Below are 20287 nucleotides of genomic sequence, written 5' to 3'. Positions count from 1 at the left end.
AAAGGACTAAATACGAAATCAGAATTTTTAGGAAAAAGGAGTTTTTCCCTATGAGTAATACTACAATCACAATACCTCGTTCTGTTATTTGGCAGGATGATTCACTTAAATTATTAAATCAGCAAATAATCCCGCAACTAACCGAATATCTTGAGCTTACAACGATTGATGATGTTTGGGATGCGATTCATACATTAAAAGTAAAAGGTACATCTGCAACAAGTATCACAGCAGCTTATGGGCTTGCTCTTGCTAGTTTACAGGATACATCTGAATCTTTGGAGCAATTTCGTGAATTGCTACATAAGTATCGAAATTATTTAGCAAGCTCACAGACAACAGCACTTCATTTCATATGGGCATTGGATCGATTAATGGATAGTATATCAGATGCAAAATCAATTAATGAGGCAAAAACAACCATTGTTCATGAAGCGATTCAAATTCAAGTAGAGGATGAAGAGATTTGCCGTTTAATTGGCGAGAATGCTCTTTCTGTTCTTAATCAAGGTGATCGTGTCATGACAATTGGTCATGCAGGTTCGCTCACTACTGCTAAATACGGGACTGCAACTGCACCATTTTACTTAGCAAAAGAAAAAAATGTTGATATTCAAGTCTTTGTCTGTGAGACAAGACCAGCACTTCATGGAGCCCGCTTAACGACATGGGAGCTTTCGCAAGCAGAGGTCGATGTCACACTCATTACAGATAATATGGCTGCACATACAATCAAGGCAAAAAAAATCAATGCAATTATTGTAGGTGCCGACAGAATTGCCGCAAATGGTGATACGGTAAACAAAATAGGTACATATAATTTATCCTTACTTGCCAATGCCTATCAAATTCCTTTTTATGTAGCTGCTCCTTTATCAACCATTGATCCATCGATTACCAAAGGTGATGATCTACCTATCGAAGAACAAAATCCAAAGGAAATCACGGAAATTCAAAAAATTCAAATAGCCCCAGAGGGAGTGAAGGTTTTTAACCCTTCCTTTGACGTGACACCTGGAGAATTAATTACAGGAATTATTACCGAAAAAGGGATATTGACTAGTAATTATCAAGAATCGATTTCTTCTATTTTGCAAACTAATTAAAATGATGGGATATCTAAAAAAATAGTAGATATCCCCGTTCTTTATTTTTCATATTTTTATTCGTATAAGAGAGCAACTGCCATTCAAGCTTAATATAACCTCTAGTATTTTGAATGTACCAACAAGGAGCAAATACATTCACTTTAGCTTTTCAAGAAGAATCTGTCTTTCCTTTTCAGAAATTATTCGCAGCTTTGAACAGATCGAAGTGTAGAAATACACTTTTTTTGGCTGTTTTTTAATTATCCACATAAGCTTGCCCCTTTCTTTCCCATACTCAACTTTTTTTTCTTACTCAAATTATATGTATTTTATTCCAACTTGTGACAAGTCATATGCCTATCATAAAAGCGTGTTTGTCTTCTTCTCCCTTTATTTAGATGCATGCTTTTTCGAATAAGATTAAATGTGTTTTCTACTATCTCCTCTCTAAGCAAGCTATACTACTTTAAGAAACTCAACTATTCAAGTAAACAACTTATCCCAAATAAAAAAAGGAGAAGCTCAAATCTTCTCCACCATTCCTTATTCATTATTCGATTTTTTCCCTTGGAAAACCGGAAGTGTAATATGGAAGGTTGTCCCTTTTCCTTCCTCACTCTCGACCTCGACGATTCCATTATGCTCTTCAATAATTTTGTAGCTCACCATCAGACCAAGTCCAGTTCCTCTTTCCTTTGTTGTATAAAAAGGCTGTCCTAATCTTTTAATTTTATCCTCTGGAATGCCGAACCCTCTATCTTTAATGGAAACTGTAAGATGTTCCTCATCCCTACGTCGTATTTCAACATCAACCTGTCCACCATTTGGCATGACTTCAATGGCATTTTTTAAAACATTTATAAACACTTGCTTTAATTGATTCGGTTCACAATAAATAAGCGGTAGCTGTTCCTCAACCTTTAGCTTCATTTGTACATTTACAAGGATCGCTTGTGCACTTAATAATTCAATCGTATCACTCATAATAATGCTTATATCTTTTTTTAAATATTTTATTGCCTGTGGCCTAGCAAGGATTAAAAATTCGGTAATAATCGATTCAATTCTACTTAATTCAGAAGTAATAACATTAAAATACATCGAATAATCATCTTTCATATTGCCCTCAAGTAGTTGAATAAAGCCTTTTAAAGAGGTCATTGGATTTCGAATTTCATGAGCAATTCCTGCAGCTAATTCTCCAACAACATTCAATGTATCTGATTTTCTCAATTGCTCCTCAAGCTCTCTTTTTTCTGTAACATCCCGAAATATTGCTAAATGCATATTTTCATTGATATTGTTTTTAACAGTAAATTCAAGAATTTTTTCCTCACCATTTTCAAATGAATACGTAATTTCTTGTAATTTATCTGCTCTGTCGCCTTCAACTGACTGAGTACCATCCTCATCAGTAAGATTAGGTGTTAACAAATGACAGAAATTAAACGCAGCAATATCCTCTTTTCTTATATTAAAAATCTTCCGTGCAGTAGGATTTGCTTCAATTATCTTATAATCATTGTTAAATAAAACGATCCCATCCATCGCACCATCAAATATTTTCCGGAATTTTTGCTCACTTTCTCTTAGTTCCTTTTCCATCCTTTTTCGTTCACTTACATTTCGAAAAATTGTTAAATGATTGCCATCAAATATATCCATCTTAGATGTGAATTCTAGCTCCTTGCTTTGTCCATTAGGCATATGAAATAATAGCTCAGCTCTAATCGCACCTGTTTTTAGATACTCACGCTTTACCTTTTTATACGCCAAGCTTGTTTGGTCAACAAATTCCTGAATATTCCGTTTTATTAATTCTTCATCAGAAAGCTCAAACGTTCGGCATGCTGCAGGATTTACCTTTAAGATTTGTCCACATTTATCCCAAATCATAATGGCATCAATTGCATTTTCAAAAATTTCTCTAAACCGCTCTTCACTTTTGTACAGCTTCATTTCCATGAAACGTTTTTCCGTAATGTCTCTCATTATCGCCATATAAAAACCATTAATTATATTTGACGTTGTTGTAAACTCAAAAATTTTTTTTTGCCCATTCTTTAAAAGAACAGGTAATTCCCCTTTTGCACTACCGTATTCCTTTAGGGCTGTCCATAGCTTTTCAAGTTTATACTTATCCTTGCTTTCAACAAAATCCCCAAGTAAATATGTATTTAATTGTGCTTTGCATAAATCAAAGCTCGTACAAAATGATTCATTCGCATCAATAAAAAGACCGTGCTGATCAAAGATGACAATACCATCCACTGCACGATGAAACAAATCTTTAAAAAGCTGCTCATTAATTAGACGTTCACGTTCTAACATTTTCTTAAATGATACATCCTTGAGCATTGCAAGATGACAATCATTTATGACATGATGTCGCAACGTAATCTCTAAAAATTTTATTTGTCCATCTTCTAATTGAATCGCAAGGTCACTAGCAAAGGATCTATTATCCGTAATCTCTTCAAACATTTCTTCAATTTTATGCTTTGGAACTAAGCTAAGAAAGTCATATAAATTTCGGTTACATAATTGTTGTTTCGATAGTTGAAACATTTCACAGGCTGCGGAGTTACCATCAATAAAATTAAATTGAGCATCGAATATAACAACTGCATCTAGTGCATCTTCAATGATATATTCATGTTGGAGAAGCTTAGATTTTAGAAGTTTATTTTCCTTTTCTAAATAAGCAATTCTTTCCTCTAACAGGACGTTTTCGCTTTCCTCCATCGTTTCTTTCAATCCATTCACCCCTACTTACCTCAATCTTCATAATAATTCATATTCTACAAGACGGGTCATTGTCCTTCATGTATCTACAAAATGATTGAAAGATCCGCCTTTACATCACAAATCACGACAAAAGAACTAGAAATCCCCTTATATTTTATCCATAAAACTCCCAAAAAAGTATATTCTTTTACAATATAAAAATCATACTTATTGTTGAGTACCAAATAATAACATTGATTTTTCCAATAAATTATTTAATATAGGAAAGTATTTATCTAAACATTATCTCTAGTAATATAACGGAAATAATCTTACATGTTCGTTACATTTAAATGACATCCCTTTAAAATTATATCGTTTTGACGAATTAGGTTTAATAAGTAGCAAAATGGGAATATCCATATTATCTTTCCGATTTTATAATTTAAAGAGAAAGGTGAATATATGAAAAATCGTGATAGTTATTTTGATAATGCAAAGTTTTTCTTAATTATATTAGTTGTGTTTGGCCATATTATCCGTCCATTAATTGATGATAGTCAATTAATAATGAATGTTTATAAATTTGTTTACACATTCCATATGCCTGCGTTTATTCTAATCTCAGGTTATTTTGCAAAGGGATATCGCAAAAAAGGATATGTAGAAAAGATCGCGAAAAAGCTCATTCTTCCATATTTGATTTTCCAAGGGATTTACTCTGTATATTATTATTTCATCGAAGACCAGCAATCTATTATTCTAGATCCATTTGATCCTCATTGGTCACTATGGTTTTTAATTAGCTTGTTTTTTTGGAATATATTTTTATTTGGGTTCACAAAATTACCGGCAAAATGGGCTTTATGTTTAGCATTTGCTTTAGGATTAGCAGTTGGTTATTTTGAAATCATTAGCAATTATTTAAGCATGTCAAGAACATTCGTCTTCTTCCCTCTCTTTTTAGTTGGCTTTTATTTAAGACGAGAGCATTTTGCTATCATGACAAAGGTGAAATCTCGAGGGATAGCAGTCTTTGTATTATTAAGTATCTTTTTCTCTTATTTTTATCTTGATTTTGATTACGAATGGTTATTTGGTTCTCAGCCTTATTCACAATTTGGTGACCCATCAATTTTTAGTGCTGGCATTCGTTTAGGCTTTTACAGTCTAACTTTTATAACGTCGATTAGCTTTTTATCACTTATCCCAAAAACACATGCCTTTTTTACTGAATGGGGAACTCGAACGTTTTATGTTTACCTACTACATGGTTTCATCGTTCAGTATATCCGTAACAGTGAATGGCTAGAGTGGATGAGAGATTATCAAAGTGTGACGATGCTCATTATTCTATCAATCATCATGACAACTACTTTATCAACGACAATCGTAAAGGCGATAACACAACCAATCATTGAATTACGCGCATCAACGATTCAGTATTATGTAAAGAACTTTACATCCAAATCAATTCAGTAGTAATAGGCTGACTTCCACGTAGGAGTCAGCTGTTTTTTCTTTTAAGCCGACTATTTATGCCGCTTTAACCGATTAAATTTCTTCTAGTTTTCCTATACTATGGTAAGTACGTTTTCTAGAAAATGTGGTAAAATAAATAGTTGATTGTAATGAAGTTAAACTTACTAGGAAAGCTCTTTCTTTTTCTGTGAAAGAGGTATCTTGCATGTAAATTAGCTCAAAAAAATAATAGAAGTGGTGTTCCAATATATGAAAACAATCTTAGCAACGTTAAATGCAAAATATATCCATACAAGCCTTTCAATTCGGTATTTAAAGGCATATGCAGCTCCAGAATATGAGGTTGAGCTCGCTGAGTATACGATTAAAGACCCTTCAATGAATATTGTCACAGACTTATATTCTAAAAATCCTCAAATTATTGGCTTTAGCTGCTATATTTGGAATATTGAAGAAACAATAAAAGTAATAAATATGCTTAAAAAAATCAACCCTTCATTAATAATTGTTTTAGGTGGACCAGAAGTTACTTATGATACGAAGGAATGGATGGAAAGAATTCCAGAGGTTGATTTTATTATTATTGGAGAAGGTGAACAATCATTTAAGCAATTATTAGATGAATTACACGGAGAGAAAAACTTTGCCAATGTTAGTGGAATTGCCTATCGTGACAACGATTCTATCCAAATTAAACCACAGAGAAATAAAATAGATCTAAAGACATTGCCATCACCATTTCGCTTTGAAGAAGACCTCCCACATCTTTCAAAACGGGTCACATATATTGAAACGAGTCGTGGCTGTCCATTTAGCTGTCAATTTTGTTTATCATCTATAGAAGTCGGAGTTCGCTACTTTGATCGTGAAAAAATAAAGGAAGATATTCGCTTTTTAATGGATCATGGTGCAAAAACAATTAAGTTTGTTGACCGTACGTTTAATATAAGCCGCAGTTATGCAATGGAAATGTTTCAATTTCTTATTGATGAGCATAAGCCTGGTGTTGTGTTCCAATTTGAGATTACAGCCGATATAATGAGACCTGAAGTCATTCAATTTTTAAATGACAATGCACCAAAGGGATTATTTCGATTTGAAATTGGGGTTCAATCAACAAATGATACAACGAATGAACTCGTGATGAGAAAGCAAAACTTTAATAAATTGACGAGAACGGTCACAATGGTAAAGGAAGGGCAAAAAATTGATCAGCATCTCGATTTAATTGCTGGATTACCAGAGGAAGATTACCATTCATTTAAGAAAACATTTAATGATGTTTTTGCATTACGACCTGAAGAGCTGCAACTCGGCTTCTTAAAAATGCTTAGAGGTACAGGCTTAAGATTACGTGCAGCGGATCACGGCTATGTATTTATGGATCATTCTCCATATGAAATCTTAAAGAACGATGTTCTCTCGTTTGAAGATATGATTAAAATCAAGCAGGTTGAGGATGTTCTAGAAAAGTATTGGAATGATCATCGTATGGATGAAACAATCGAATATTTAGTATCACATGTTTTTGAAACTCCTTTTGATTTCTTCCAGGACTTCGGAACGTATTGGGATGAAAAAGGATGGACGCGAATTGGTCATCAATTAGAGGATTTATATAAACATCTTTATGAATTTTTATTACACGCCAAAAAGGAAGAATTGCTTATCGTAAGTGGTTTTATGAAGTACGACTATTTACGAAATCAAAAATATAAACCACGTAAGCCATGGTGGGAAGAAATTATTGCGAAAGAGGAAAGAAGTAAAATTTATCAGTCAATCTTACAAAATCCTCTTATTTTAGGTAAAGAGTTTGCAAGCTTGCAGTTAGCTGAAAAGGACTTATATAAACATACAGTACTTGAAAAGCTTCCATTTAACCTAAATCATTTCTTAAAAACAGGTACGATTATTGAAGAAGAATCATTTATTGTCGTGCATTATGATCCAATTAACCTAAAAACAACGGTTTATTCTGCTTTGTCAGGAGAACTAATAACTAAGGTTGGGTAAGTGAGAGAATTATCTCTCACTTTTTTTACGATTTGATTTTCCTTTATTCCCTTCTAACACATTATAAATTTGGCTAGCATTTACATCGCCCATTTCCTGACCGAATTCTACTTGTAAAATGTCCTTTGGCATCGGTTTTTTATGGTTTTGCATATCCTTACTTTTTTTATTCTTTTCAGTCATAGGCTCATCCCTTCCCTTGCTGTCCTTTTTTTGAATTACGATTCGCACCCTTCATTGGATCTTGATCATCATTTATCTCATAGGCTTCCCCTTCTGGAAGGCTCTCTGTCGGAGTATTATTATGTGTTAATGCCTGATTTCTCGCAACTTTTCTCTTCATGTTTTTCACTCCTTCATTCTTGTTTCTCCTTTAATTTTACCGACTTTCCCTGTTTCTATCCTAGTACTTTAAGGAATAAAAAAAGGGTGACTCAAATGGTCTGCCCCCTTCAAACACACTTATACAGTAAACTACCCTCATCATTCGTCTATATATAGTGTTTGAAGGGACTGTACCTTTATTTTGAGTCACCCTCTTATTTTTAATGACTTACAAAAGCTTTAAATACTTGCTTCACTTTTGGAACGACATAATGACTTCCACCTTTGCCCTTTACGTCTTCAACCATCATTGCAATTAACAAAGAAGGATCATTTGTATCTATTGCCACAAACCAACCATTCTCGCTACCTTCTTTATCATCCTTTGACTGTTTTAGTTCTGCCGTACCAGTCTTACCAGCAATTTGAATACCCTCTACCACTGGTTCATGTCCAGTTCCGTTTGGATTTTCGACAACTTGCTTTAAATCATTTAAAATAATTTCGGCATTCTCTTTCGTTACAGCCTGTTCCTTCCAAATCGTTGGTACCACCTCTGATTTCTTCTCTAAATATGGTTTTACCATATTTCCTGAATTAACAAAGCTTGTATACGAAGCTGCGACATGAAATGGACTCATTTGTAGTTGCCCTTGACCATAGCCTGAGTCTGCTAAAAGCTGTTCATTTGATAATCCGTCAGTTGAAATCGTTGACTTATTGATCGGAAATGCAAAGTCAATCTCTTCCTCGTAGCCAAATTTCTTCAGGCCATTTGTTAATTTATCTGCACCAATATCTAATGCAAGCTGAGCAAAGTAAATATTGTCCGAATAAATTAATGCATTTGCCAGATTCACATTTTCAACTTTACTTGATACACGAGTAATATAATAATTCCCCCAACTCTCATCCTTTCTCCACGTTGTACCTTTAATTTGCTTTGTATCATTAATAGTGATTGAGCCCGCATCTAACCCAATTGCTGCAGTTAAAGGCTTTATCGATGAACCAGGAGAATATGTTTTATTAAATCTCGCCATTAAAGGTTTCTTTGGATCATTTGCTAATGCATTGTATTTTTCATTCGAAATACCGTTTATAAAATCATTTGGATTATATGAAGGGCTACTTACCATTGCTAGCGTTTCCCCTGTAATTGGATGGAGCGCAACCGCTGTTCCTGCATCACCATTCAGCTGCTCGTAAAGTGCCTGTTGCATATAACTATTAATTGTAATATGAATATCCTCTCCATTTACAGGATTTTTCTGTGCAATTATCTCGTCTGTACCTTCAATGTAAATTGTAACGCCATTCTCTCCTCTTAAACGGTCTTCGTAAACTTGTTCAAGTCCTGCTTTCCCTACCATCGAGTTACTACTATATCCTTTATCCTTTAATTCCTCAAGCTGTTCAGCAGTTATACTCCCAATATAACCGGTAAGGTGTGCCGCACTTTCACCTAATGGGTATACTCTTGAGCCAACATTCTGCTTTTGTACAGATGGAATAGCCATTAATTGTTCGAATAATTCTGTATTCATAGGGTCGATTTTTTTAATTGGAACAAATAATTCTGGTTTTACCCATGGTTCATTTAGCTTTTCCTCGATTTCTTCAACACTTAGTTCAAGTAGCTTAGCAATCTTATCTAATGTTTCTTGACGTGCTTCCGGAAGTTCTCCCGGAACAATTCCGACCTGGTAGGCTGTGCCATTAATGGCAAGCCCTTTATCATTTTGATCAAAAATTTGCCCTCTAACTGCAGGAATCGTAGAAACCTTTACCTCTTGATCTTCCTTCAATTGAGGAAAAATCATCGAGGGCGTCCAAGAAATATACCAATTTTCATCCTTATCTCTTTTCTCTTTCACGATTTCCGTCTCTTCTTCAAAATTTACTTTTCCAGCAACAGTATCCATTGCCAAAGAAAATGAATAGGTTACCTTTTCCTGTTCATCTTTTTCTTCCTTTTCTGTCGGTTCTTTAAAAGTAACTTTCAAATTTTTAGCAGATATTCCATCGTAAATTGCCTCATAGCGTTTAACGAACTCATCTTTTGTAATTGTTTCTTTTGCACTAGTTGATAACATATCATACATCGAAGTAAATTTTTTCTCATTCCATAGCTTTATGTATTGATCAAAACGCTCGGAAGCAGTAGGTTTATTTGAACATGCACAAAGAACAATAAGGAATAAAAGAATAAAACCCGTAAATATTTTTTTCATACTTTTTTCTCCCCCTTTCACATTCATACCACTTGAAAGTATAACATAATAGTCCTATTTAATATTAACTTATTTACCTATTTCTGTCATAAAAAAGGATTGATGACCTAATTTTCAAAAGTCTATCAACCCTTTTAAAACGTTTTATCCGATACTTACACGTTCTTTCGGATAATGATAATTATCCTTCTTTTCCTTCGTTCCAATCAAAAAGAGAAAGGTAATAATCCCGATTCTTCCAATAAACATAAGGATCATAATAACAATTTTCCCTATAGTACTTAATTCCTGAGTAATCCCCATCGATAATCCAGTTGTTCCAAAAGCAGAGCAAACCTCAAATAGTATTTCAGTAAATGTAAATGGTTCTGTTATTGTTAAAATAAAAACGGCAAAAAAACATATAATAAAGGCCATCATTGTAACAACAACAGACTTCATTAAATCTTCCTCATGCAATTCTCTCTTAAAAATTTTAATTGATTTGTTTCCTCTCGCAAAATGAAAGAGGAATAATAAATTTAAGGCAAATGTAGTTGTTCGTATTCCACCACCAACTGAACTTGGAGATGCACCGATAAACATAAGCGCACATAAAACAAGTAAGGTTGTTTCCGTAAAGGCACTTATATCAAGTGTTGCCATCCCGCCACTTCTAGTTGCAGTTGATTGGAATAACGAATAAAAAAAGACTTCATGCCAATCCATTCCCTTAAAAAAATACCGATACTCCAAACTTGCGATAAGGATCGTTCCACCGATGACTAATAAAAAGAAGGTTATCGTCGTTATTTTTGTAAATAATGTAAACCGAAATTTCTTTCGCTTATTAAATAAAAAATCCTTTACTTCTATCAAAACCGGAAAGCCAATCGCACCTAATATAATTAGAAGCATCACAATAAATTGAACAAAATAATCATGTGCAAAAGGAATTAATGACTGTCCAGTGATATCAAAGCCTCCATTTGTCGTAGCACTTACCGATGTAAAAAAGCCATGTAAAAAAGCTTCCTGCCAAGTGTCATAATAACTTAGAAAATATACACTAAGAATTAAGCCTCCTAAAAATTCAATAATGAGAATGAGAATAATGATTTGTTTAATCAAATTAACGATTCCCGATAAATTCGTTTGGTTTTGGTCAGTCATAATCAGTTGTCGCTCTTTTAAGCCGATTTTCTTCCCCATAATTAACCATACGAAAGTTCCAAGACTCATAATCCCTATTCCACCAAATTGAAGAACAAATGCTAATATAAAGATTCCAGGTGTACTAAATGTTTCAGCAGTCGAAATAGACGTAAGCCCTGTTACACTAACAGCACTAACAGCTGTAAACAATCCGTCGATAAATGACCATTCAACCCCAGGCTTATGGGCAACTGGCAAGCTTAATAATATGACCGAAACCGTAACCGCTAAAAAATAATAGGATACGATTAATTGCACTGGTGTTAATGCTTGCAAACGTAACTTCCATTTATACATTTTCTAATTCATTCCAATCGTAAATTACTCATCTTCCTAAAGTGTCTATCTTATCATATTTTTGCAAACATTTTTTTCAAAATTCATTAATTATCTTAATGTAATTTGGCAAATTTATCTTAAAAAATATGAAGAATAATAACATTCATGCTTTATCTTAATGAAAAAGTCGAAAAAGGGAAAGGGCTTTTGCTAAAGTAATTGAAAATACTTGATAAAAGTGCAAATTAAAATAATCGTATACAAAAAAAGACTAAAACAAATGTATCATCACATTGTTTTAGTCATCCCAGTTTATTTTGCTTGTAAACGGCTAATTCTATCGTCTAAGTCTGGATGTGTTGAAAATATGGACATTCCCTTTTTACTATTAATTTTCAACGTTGATAATGATGCTTGCTCATCTCTTACACGATTTGTATATCGTTTTAATGATTCAAGTGCATGGATCATCTTATCCTTACCAGCTAGATCCGCTCCGCCTCTATCAGCATGGTACTCACGATATCTAGAAAAGGCAAATACGACTAGACTTCCTAAAATCGAAAAGATAAGTTGGAAAATAATCACTGCAACAAAGTGAACGATAGGTGCCAAATCTTCTCTAACAAATCTGGATGCTATCCAAGCTACGATACGAGCAAAGAATACGACAAATGTGTTTACAATCCCTTGTAATAATGTCATCGTCACCATGTCTCCATTTGCGATATGGGCAACCTCATGTGCTAACACACCTTCAATGGCATCATCGTCCATTTCATGAAGTAATCCAGTTGATACTGCAACGAGAGAACGGCGTTTAGACGGACCTGTTGCAAATGCATTGACTTCAGGAGACTGATATATCCCAACCTGTGGCATGACAGTTAGTCCTGCAGCCCTTGATAACCGATGAACACGTTCAACAAGCTCACGTTCCATAGCTGAAAGAGAGTCTTTTGGATTTAAAACTTGAACTCCCATCATCATTTTTGCCATCCAGCGAGACATCGCAAGTGAAACAAACGAACCTGTAAAACCGACAACAGCACTAAAAATGAGGAGATTCACTAAATTCAGGCTACCATCAAGTGATTGATAAGGTGAAACATTCAGTAACGAGAGTACAATCCCAATCGTCGTAATTACTAAGATATTAGATAGCAGGAAGAGTAAAATACGTTTTGCCATTTTGACCTCCAATTATTTTTCAAGTTCAAACGAACTTATATTATAATAAAATTATATGAATCCTTTCATATGATTGCAAGCAATTGATTTTAAAGTTTGTAATTCAATAAGCATTTTCATAATAGAATGTTCACGACAAAGTAGTCTATAATAAAAAGTCACAGCAACTTTTTTTAAATGATGACAGCATTCTTCCTTTTATAGTAGATTTTTATTTAGATAAATGAACTGAGGTGTTTTTTCATGTCATTGCAATTAACACGTAAACAAATGACTACACTATTATATGCACTTAAAGGCGAGTCAAATCACCAGCCTTCATATATAATTGAAAAAGTAATAGGAGAAAATCCCCAACACGCTATAATTATCCCGCCCTTCCTTACTAGGTCAAAGCGAAGAACAGGGCATGAAATTGGGCTTTCATCTAATGATATTGTTGCACTAGCAAATTTATGTGAACTAACATCACTCAAATCTACTTCGATACAAAATTGGATTAAACGTGATGTCAAAGAGCTAATCGGTCCTCCTGAACTAGGGAAAAAATATTCTATTGAACAAACAGCGATGCTCTTAATTGTCAAGGATTTAAAAAATGTCTTTGATTTTGAACGAATTCGAAAATTATTAACTGTCGTTTTTAATACTCTATCAGATAGAAGTGATGATTTAATTAACCCAATCGCTTTTTATGAAATGTATGCAGATGTGATTGATTCATTTCATACAATACCAACTATTCCGGACCAATCTTTAGAACTTACGATTACAAATCAAGTAGATTCCTACTCAACCCAGTTTTCTAATCTTACAGGGGAGCAATGGAAACCGATTCGTCATGTGTTAGTGATAACCGTTTTCGCGGTTTTAGCGTCACATTTTCAATCTAGAGCATATTCATTTGCTGACCTTCACTTTAACTAATTCTTAAAAGTGGGAAATGAAGAAAACTTTCATCTATTATCAAATGCAAAGGCAATAAGGAGTTATTAAGATTTTCAACTATCCCATCATATTATTGTACTTTTAAGTTCCTATTACAGTGTAGAATGCTTTGTTTGATAAATGATGTTTAACATATACATCGACGATACGACTTTATATCCATTTTAGAAGAGAAGAACTATTTACATACGAAATGAAGAAGCTTGTTCCATCGTTTCCCTTTCTGTTTTTATGAAAGGTCTAATCTTTACCAGTATAGAAAATACCGTCATATGAAACCTTAATAGTAAGGCTGAACACAGATTATCAGCTTTACTAAATCGCTCTGTTAAGCTTGACTGATAATTCGTTTCTGCAAACGTCATTGTCAATATCGAGCTCTAACATTGCAAAAATAAAGGGGTGTTTTCAATGGCAAGAAGTAGTAATAAATTGCTTGTTCCAGGAATCGAAGAAGCTCTGGATCAAATTAAATATGAAATAGCAGCAGAATTCGGTGTGAAATTAGGCTCTGATACTGTATCAAGAGCAAACGGCTCTGTTGGTGGAGAAATTACTAAACGTCTTGTAAAGCAAGCACAGTCACAATTGAATGGCCAACAAAGTGAATAATTGGCATTATAAAAAAAGCTGACAAATTAGTCAGCTTTTTTCATGTTTTTGTTCTTTTATTTTGTTATTCTCACTTTTTTTATTTTCTTTCCATTGCTGTTTCTCTTGTTGCTTTTCCTTTTTGCTGTCTTCTCTTATCGATTTTTGTTGTTCTTTATTTTGCTTTTTTTCTTCCTTCCAGTTGTCTTGTTTTTGTTGTGGTTTTGCTTGTGGTTGTTGTTTTGGTTGGACCTTATCTTTATTGGAAGAATTAGAATTATTTTCTTTCAACTTTTTTTTTGCTTCATTTAATTTTTCTTTTGTTTCGTTTTGTAATTTATCATTTTTCACTTCATTTAAATCTTTTTTTGTTTCATTTTCCAATTGATTTTTAACCGTTTGATTACTTTGAATCACGTTTTCATTCGTTTCAACATTCGGTGTCACAGTTGTAGGCATTTGCTCTTTTGAAGTTTCTTTTTTCTCAATTGATTCAGCTTCGTCGTTCGTTGTGGTTTCCGCCTGATTATCTTCAGTTTTTGGCTCAAGCTTCTCCTTCTCTTTTAGCTGCACATATTTCCCCATAGAAATTCCCTGTTGCTGAGCTTTTTCCCTTGTTTCTCTATCTGTTTCAATTGTTTCAACATTCATTTCCTTTTCTTCATAAGAGCTTTGTATCTCTTCAATATTTTCCTCAAGCTTAGAATGTAGCTCCGTATCGTTTTCATTAATAACAGTTGTTATCAAGATTTCTTTCCCTGGATAAACATAGCCATCTAGCTTCGATTGAGTTAATATCGCATCCACGATTTCATCAAATTGCTTTTCCTTCCACTCAGGAAGCTTTTTCATTAATTGCTCGGCATCCTCATTTAACGGATCAAGAGAAATAACTCTAAGCTTATCATCGATACTTACCTCAAAGCTTGGGTTAATATCAATGGACATATAGGCATATACCTTATCATTTTGAATAAACGGTATAGATGTAAAAATGATAACCATAATTGCAATTAAAGATAATGTACCTATTTTAGCTCTTTTGGAATCGAAATAGCTCATGATATTCCGCTTTTTCGATTTTATATAATTTGCTCTTGTAACCGCTTGTTCGCTCTCATCTAGAGCGGGAAAAAAAGCTATTTCTTCCCCTAACTCATATTGACCGTTTTTATTAACAGTATTTACAAATTGCCCATCTGGGGTGAGCAGTGTTACAAAGTCATCATTTAATTCTACGACGACCCCTTTTTTCATGGATGGAGCACCCCTTTTAAATAATCTTTTAAATAGACGAAATCCCCTGATAGAATGATGGCCATAGCTATGATGTATTTTCTATTTCTTTCAATGGTCTTTCTACTAACTGAAACCTTCGCTTCTAATTGCTTTACAGGTAATTGCTTTTTGTTAAATAAATAATTCCTTAACTCTTCATCTTCCATTAATTGAACAGCAACCTGAATAGCATTTTGACGTGCATCATAGTGCTTTGGTGATTGCTCGACAATATCTTTAACCGTTAAATTAAATTCACTTAAGCAATGTTGTAAATAGGTAATTTCTTCTCGCCTATGCTCCTGCTCCAGTTGTTTTTGAAAATCTTCTAATGACAAATCAGATTCTATTTTACTTTGTGAATAATCTCCTTCTTCATGCTCTTGTAGCTCAAAGTGGATTGTTGTCGGAGTACGTGCCTCTTTACGAATATAATCAATGACCTTACGTTTAATCACCAATTCAGCAAAGGCAAACAACGAACTCCCTTTATCAATAGAATATTTATCAATTGCATCATTAAATGCAATAAGTCCAATACTAAACTCATCGTCATTTTCACGAATATATCGTTTACAGACAGATGATACTGTTTTCGCAACAAATGGTTTATATTGTTCAATAATTTGATTTCGTAATTCATGATCCCCTTTTTGAATAAGAAATACTTTCTCTTCAAGGGATTGCTTTTTCTTACCTAGTCTAAACAAAAGGCTAAGCATCACTAGGTTCACCTCTGTTTCCCCATATTACCTAGTATATAATAACTAAATTATATATGGAGCGCAAAGGAAGAAATATGAAGCAATCTTTCTATTATTCGACGAAAAAACGACAAATATTACAAAAACACAGACTAAAGACCTACTTTGATGAAAGTGAATTTTGACGGATCCTATCTAATTTTTCCGTTTACAACCTATCCTAATAATTATTATAAATCCTATCCCTCCTTCAATTCCATGGAAAGAGTTTTTTATTCTTTACTAAAGGTTTCGACCGCATTTCATTTCTTTAGGGCGTTGCTAAAAAAATAAATAAAAAACTCGAAGATAATGAAATAGACCTATTATTTGTTACATATTTGACACGAAACTTCGCAAATTTACGATTATACATAAAAAAGAGGGACTGCCCCCATCACCTATAATGGGTCAGTCCCTGCTTCATCTTTATTTATTTTATTGGTTTTCAGCCTTCTTTAACACCGGTTTTTCTTCTTCTAATTCTGTTTCATTTTTAGTAAGGAACCAGCCTCCAACTGCAATTAAAGCTAATACTATCCAGAAAATAAGCTTCCAAGTAGCTGATTCGATAAAATGCTTTGAAACTAAGTCAATATCTGGATGTGCTAACGTATATAGCGCTAATTTTACTCCAACCCAGCCAACGATCATAAAAGCAGCAGTTTCAAGACTTGGCTTTTTCTTAAGTAGTTTTACGAAATAAGTTGCTGCAAATCTCATAATAATAACTCCGATAATACCACCAGCTAAAATGACTAGGAACTGCCCGCCATCTAAACCACCTATAACCGGAAGATTTGTTGCAGGTAATGTAACAGCTAACGCAACTGCAGCTAATATCGAATCAACTGCAAATGCAAGGTCAGCAAGCTCCACTTTTATAACAGTCCCCCAAAATCCTGACTGCTTTTTCACTTTCTCTTTATGCTCCGACTTTTTAAACAGGTATTTTTTTAATAAATGATTGATTGAGATATAAAGCAGATAGATGGCACCAATTGCTTGAAGCTGCCATACATTTACTAAAAATGAGATAATAAATAATGCCCCAAATCGTAAAATAACGGCTCCAGCCAATCCATAAAATAACGCTTTTTTCCTTTGTTCTTCAGGTAAATGCTTCACCATAACTGCCATAACAAGTGCGTTATCAGCAGCTAAAATCCCCTCAAGTCCGACGAGAACAAGTAATACCCATCCATACTCTAGCAATAATGTAAGATCCATTTTTTCTCCTCCTATGCTTATGATTAGTGTTTTCCTCTCTAATCCATTGACAGCAATAGGAAATAAAAAAGACCCTTGCCATCAATGGCAAAGGTCTTGCTAAGCATGGTTTAAAATTCCGTTCATGCCAACAAAGCCGATGGATACGATCCATGAAATGACGACTTTGTTTACAGGTTACCCTGAACGCTACTCCCCTTTGAAAAGAAGAATATGAAGTTAACTTAATAATAAGTTGTATGTATGTAAAATGTCAATAGGTTATTTTACAGATGCTTTGTTACCTCTAAATTTTATAATTAGCTTATACAATACAAATAAAACTAAAACTCCTATACCGATAGGAAGAATATACGTATTAGCTAATTCACCGACATCCTTCCATCTGTCCCCTAGCTTAAACCCGAGAAATACATAAATAAACGTTATCGGAAGCATTGCAAGAAATGTATATATTGAAAAAATCCATACATTCATTTTTGCCATTCCACATGGAATAGAAATAAGTGTGCGAACACCCGGTAGAAACCTTGCTGTAAATGCAACCATTCCTCCGTTTTTTTCAAAAAACTCATCCGCTTTTGATAGCTTTTCTTCATTAATAAAAAAGTACTTTCCATACTTGAGAATAAATGGTCGTCCCCCAAAACGGCCTAAAGCATACAGGGTTAAAGGACCAAATGTCCCGCCAATTGTACCTGCTAAAACCGTTCCAAAAAGCGTCATATCACCTTGATATACCCAATAGCCAGCTAAAGGTAAAACAATTTCCGCTGGAACAAATTCTATCGTTAATGCGAGCATGATCCCTATATAGGATAGCTCTTTAAAATTTTCCACTATCGTTAATATTAACTCATCCAAAAACAATCACCTAATTCACGCAAAATAGTTCTACAAGTAAATATATTACACATATTCATGTATACAGACAACCATTGATTTAATTGCCCTAATCACTTGAGAATATTCTAGAATGAACAAAAAACGCCAAATCGTAGATGAAACATCCAAAATTTGCAGCCATTTATATACAGTTAATACGATTTAAAGGGCTGCTAAACTTATCAAAGTTGTAATCGTGATAGACACCCTACGTATGGGTGAACCAGTTATTTTATTTGCGATTAAAATACTGAAGGGGGAATTTATATGGATTGGCTCGAAGCTTTAATTTTAGGTATTATACAAGGATTAACAGAATTTATTCCGATTAGCAGCACAGGTCACCTTTATCTTGGACGTACACTTTTTGGCTTAAATGAAGCTGGTCTATACCTTGATACGATGCTTCATATTGGGACACTTATCGCACTTGTTGTATTTTATAAGGACATGTTATTAAGCATGATTAAAGAGCCATTTAGCCGCTTAACCGCTTTACTTGTCGTTGGCACTATACCAGCTGTCATTGCCGGTGTTTTATTCAGTGATTTTTTTGAGGAAATTTCTGAAACAGGTGTTACGATTGGATGGGAATTCCTCATTACAGGATTATTTTTATGGTTTGCCGATTCTATTAAGAATGGCGCTAAAAAAGTAGAAAATCTTTCTCTTTATGATTCATTTTTTATCGGGAGCTTTCAAGCATTCGCTATTTTCCCTGCTATTTCAAGGTCAGGCATGACAATTGTAGGTGCTTTAATTCGAAAAATGGACAAAGAGGCAGCAGCATACTTTTCCTTCTTACTTTCAATCCCTGCTATATGCGGAGGCGTCATTTTCCAGTTGAAAGATGTATTGACAGGAGATGTCCCACAAATAAGCTTCGTCTCCATGCTAATAGCAACATTAGCCTCTGCCTTTTTTGGCTATATTGCAGTTCGCTTTATGATTTCCTTCGTAAAAAAACAATCGTTAAAACTTTTTGCCGTATATGTCTGGATCCTTGGCATCCTTATCATCTTTCTACAGCAGCTATCCATTATTTAAAAATGGTACGTTTTTCATTACATGAGATTGAAGTTCGAAACAGAACCTATGGATAAGACTATGAATGAAGGCAGGGAATTTTATGCATACAATGTGGAAAGGCTCGATTAGTTTCGGACTTGTGAATATTCCTATTAAGCTTTATGCAGCAACAGAGGATAAAGATATAAAGCTTCGAACCCTTCATAAAAAATGCCATACTCCCATTCAATATGAAAAAAAATGCCCCAACTGTGATGAAGAAGTAAAAAATGATGAAATCGTCAAGGGCTATGAATATGTAAAAGGGAAATATGTAGTATTAACTGATGAAGAGCTTCAGGAGCTAAAGGAGGAGCATGAGGATAAAACTGTTGAAATCATTGATTTTGTAAAAATGGAAGATATCGATCCAATTTATTTTAGCCGTTCGTATTTTATTGGACCTGGCGAAAATGGCGGGAAGGCATATGGCTTGCTTCGTGAAGCATTAAAACAATCGGGAAAAATTGGTGTAGCGGAAATTACAATTCGCTCTAAGCAGCAGCTTGCCATGGTACGCGTTTATCAAAACTGCATCGTCATGGAAACAGTCCATTATCCAGATGAAGTCAGAAATGTTAAAGAGGTCCCAAGCGTTCCTGAACAGGTCGAAGTTGGTGCAAAGGAATTAGAAACAGCCATTATGTTAATTGACCAACTGACAACGACATTTGATCCTGAAAAATACAAGGACGACTATCGCCTTGCCCTTCAAGATTTAATTGAACGAAAAGTCAATCAGGATGAAGGAAAAACACCAACAGAAGCGGCGCCAAGACAAAATGTCGTCGATTTAATGAGCGCACTCCAAGCAAGTATCGAGAAAACAAAAAAACCAGCCACTAAAACAAAAGGAAAGCCAGCTAAACCTAAAACAGCAGTCGGCGAAACAACTTCAACACCCCCGAACCCAGCCGCCCCTCCTGCTACAGCTAAAAAAACAAAAACCGTTCGTAAAAAGGCGTAAATAAATGGGGTCAGTCCCCATGGGGACTGACCCCATTTAAAA

At 34.4% G+C, this 20287-nt stretch carries 17 protein-coding genes and 1 riboswitch; of the genes, 7 read left to right on the top strand and 10 right to left on the bottom strand.

Annotation, left to right across the window (positions count from 1 at the left end; all coding sequences use genetic code 11):
- Window positions 1-50: 50 nt before the first annotated feature.
- Window positions 51-1106, top strand: coding sequence for an S-methyl-5-thioribose-1-phosphate isomerase (gene mtnA / locus ACTJJ9_RS11260; RefSeq protein ID WP_145584466.1), 1056 nt, complete (start codon window positions 51-53; stop codon window positions 1104-1106).
- A gap of 525 nt (window positions 1107-1631) precedes the next feature.
- Here the strand turns inward: mtnA and ACTJJ9_RS11255 are convergent.
- The gene (locus tag ACTJJ9_RS11255) at window positions 1632-3845 is read right to left on the bottom strand and encodes a PAS domain S-box protein (RefSeq protein WP_412963933.1); all 2214 of its coding nucleotides are present in this window, start codon (window positions 3843-3845) and stop codon (window positions 1632-1634) included.
- Between the two features lie 435 nt (window positions 3846-4280).
- Here ACTJJ9_RS11255 and ACTJJ9_RS11250 point away from each other — a divergent pair, with 435 nt between their 5' ends.
- Window positions 4281-5297: an acyltransferase family protein gene (locus ACTJJ9_RS11250; protein WP_145584468.1), complete on the top strand. Its 1017-nt coding sequence runs from the start codon at window positions 4281-4283 to the stop codon at window positions 5295-5297.
- A gap of 249 nt (window positions 5298-5546) precedes the next feature.
- Window positions 5547-7313 carry a B12-binding domain-containing radical SAM protein gene (locus tag ACTJJ9_RS11245; protein ID WP_145584470.1) on the top strand — a complete coding sequence of 589 codons (1767 nt, stop codon included), beginning with the start codon at window positions 5547-5549 and terminating at the stop codon, window positions 7311-7313.
- A gap of 9 nt (window positions 7314-7322) precedes the next feature.
- Here ACTJJ9_RS11245 and ACTJJ9_RS11240 read toward each other — a convergent pair whose 3' ends face one another.
- From ACTJJ9_RS11240 to htpX, 5 genes are all read right to left on the bottom strand, one after another.
- Window positions 7323-7496 carry a hypothetical protein gene (locus ACTJJ9_RS11240; RefSeq protein ID WP_174880233.1) on the bottom strand — a complete coding sequence of 58 codons (174 nt, stop codon included), beginning with the start codon at window positions 7494-7496 and terminating at the stop codon, window positions 7323-7325.
- Between the two features lie 4 nt (window positions 7497-7500).
- Entirely contained in the window at window positions 7501-7656 is a 156-nt protein-coding gene (locus ACTJJ9_RS11235) for a hypothetical protein (protein WP_095301518.1), read from the bottom strand.
- A 202-nt stretch (window positions 7657-7858) separates the two neighbouring features.
- A complete protein-coding gene (locus ACTJJ9_RS11230) occupies window positions 7859-9871 on the bottom strand; it encodes a penicillin-binding transpeptidase domain-containing protein (RefSeq protein ID WP_095301517.1) in 2013 nt (670 codons plus the stop codon).
- A 144-nt stretch (window positions 9872-10015) separates the two neighbouring features.
- Window positions 10016-11362, bottom strand: coding sequence for a TrkH family potassium uptake protein (locus ACTJJ9_RS11225; RefSeq protein WP_095301516.1), 1347 nt, complete (start codon window positions 11360-11362; stop codon window positions 10016-10018).
- 294 nt (window positions 11363-11656) lie between these two features.
- Window positions 11657-12535, bottom strand: a complete 879-nt coding sequence (htpX, locus tag ACTJJ9_RS11220; RefSeq protein ID WP_095301515.1) for a protease HtpX — start codon at window positions 12533-12535, stop codon at window positions 11657-11659.
- Between the two features lie 243 nt (window positions 12536-12778).
- Here htpX and ACTJJ9_RS11215 point away from each other — a divergent pair, with 243 nt between their 5' ends.
- Window positions 12779-13462 carry a DUF1836 domain-containing protein gene (locus ACTJJ9_RS11215; protein WP_095301514.1) on the top strand — a complete coding sequence of 228 codons (684 nt, stop codon included), beginning with the start codon at window positions 12779-12781 and terminating at the stop codon, window positions 13460-13462.
- A gap of 432 nt (window positions 13463-13894) precedes the next feature.
- Window positions 13895-14095 (top strand): alpha/beta-type small acid-soluble spore protein, encoded by a 201-nt coding sequence (locus tag ACTJJ9_RS11210; protein WP_095301513.1) that lies wholly within the window; start codon window positions 13895-13897, stop codon window positions 14093-14095.
- A 30-nt stretch (window positions 14096-14125) separates the two neighbouring features.
- On the opposite strand, the gene ACTJJ9_RS11205 is transcribed toward ACTJJ9_RS11210, so the two are convergent.
- The 4 genes from ACTJJ9_RS11205 to ACTJJ9_RS11190 all read right to left on the bottom strand — a co-directional run bounded on the left by ACTJJ9_RS11205 (window position 14126) and on the right by ACTJJ9_RS11190 (window position 18129).
- The gene (locus ACTJJ9_RS11205; RefSeq protein ID WP_095301512.1) at window positions 14126-15331 is read right to left on the bottom strand and encodes an anti-sigma factor domain-containing protein; all 1206 of its coding nucleotides are present in this window, start codon (window positions 15329-15331) and stop codon (window positions 14126-14128) included.
- Window positions 15328-16074, bottom strand: coding sequence for an RNA polymerase sigma factor SigI (sigI, locus tag ACTJJ9_RS11200; protein ID WP_095301511.1), 747 nt, complete (start codon window positions 16072-16074; stop codon window positions 15328-15330). The genes ACTJJ9_RS11205 and sigI overlap by 4 nt, the downstream gene beginning before the upstream one ends.
- Window positions 16075-16533: 459 nt before the next feature.
- Complete coding sequence (locus ACTJJ9_RS11195; RefSeq protein ID WP_145584472.1) at window positions 16534-17325, bottom strand: TerC family protein; 792 nt, start codon at window positions 17323-17325, stop codon at window positions 16534-16536.
- 45 nt (window positions 17326-17370) lie between these two features.
- Window positions 17371-17535, bottom strand: a riboswitch (yybP-ykoY riboswitch).
- Window positions 17536-17586: 51 nt separating this feature from the next.
- Complete coding sequence (locus ACTJJ9_RS11190) at window positions 17587-18129, bottom strand: DedA family protein (RefSeq protein WP_440768662.1); 543 nt, start codon at window positions 18127-18129, stop codon at window positions 17587-17589.
- 348 nt (window positions 18130-18477) lie between these two features.
- Between ACTJJ9_RS11190 and ACTJJ9_RS11185 the strand changes: the two genes are divergently transcribed.
- Complete coding sequence (locus tag ACTJJ9_RS11185; protein WP_145581827.1) at window positions 18478-19257, top strand: undecaprenyl-diphosphate phosphatase; 780 nt, start codon at window positions 18478-18480, stop codon at window positions 19255-19257.
- An 82-nt stretch (window positions 19258-19339) separates the two neighbouring features.
- Complete coding sequence (ku, locus tag ACTJJ9_RS11180) at window positions 19340-20245, top strand: non-homologous end joining protein Ku (RefSeq protein ID WP_095301530.1); 906 nt, start codon at window positions 19340-19342, stop codon at window positions 20243-20245.
- The last annotated feature ends 42 nt before the right edge of the window (window positions 20246-20287 follow it).

This window comes from Metabacillus sp. 22489 (assembly GCF_052044855.1).
Classification (GTDB): Bacteria; Bacillota; Bacilli; order Bacillales; family Bacillaceae; genus Metabacillus; species Metabacillus niabensis.
Note: the sequence above shows the minus strand (reverse complement) of the source record. Positions and strands in the feature narration are given on the sequence as shown.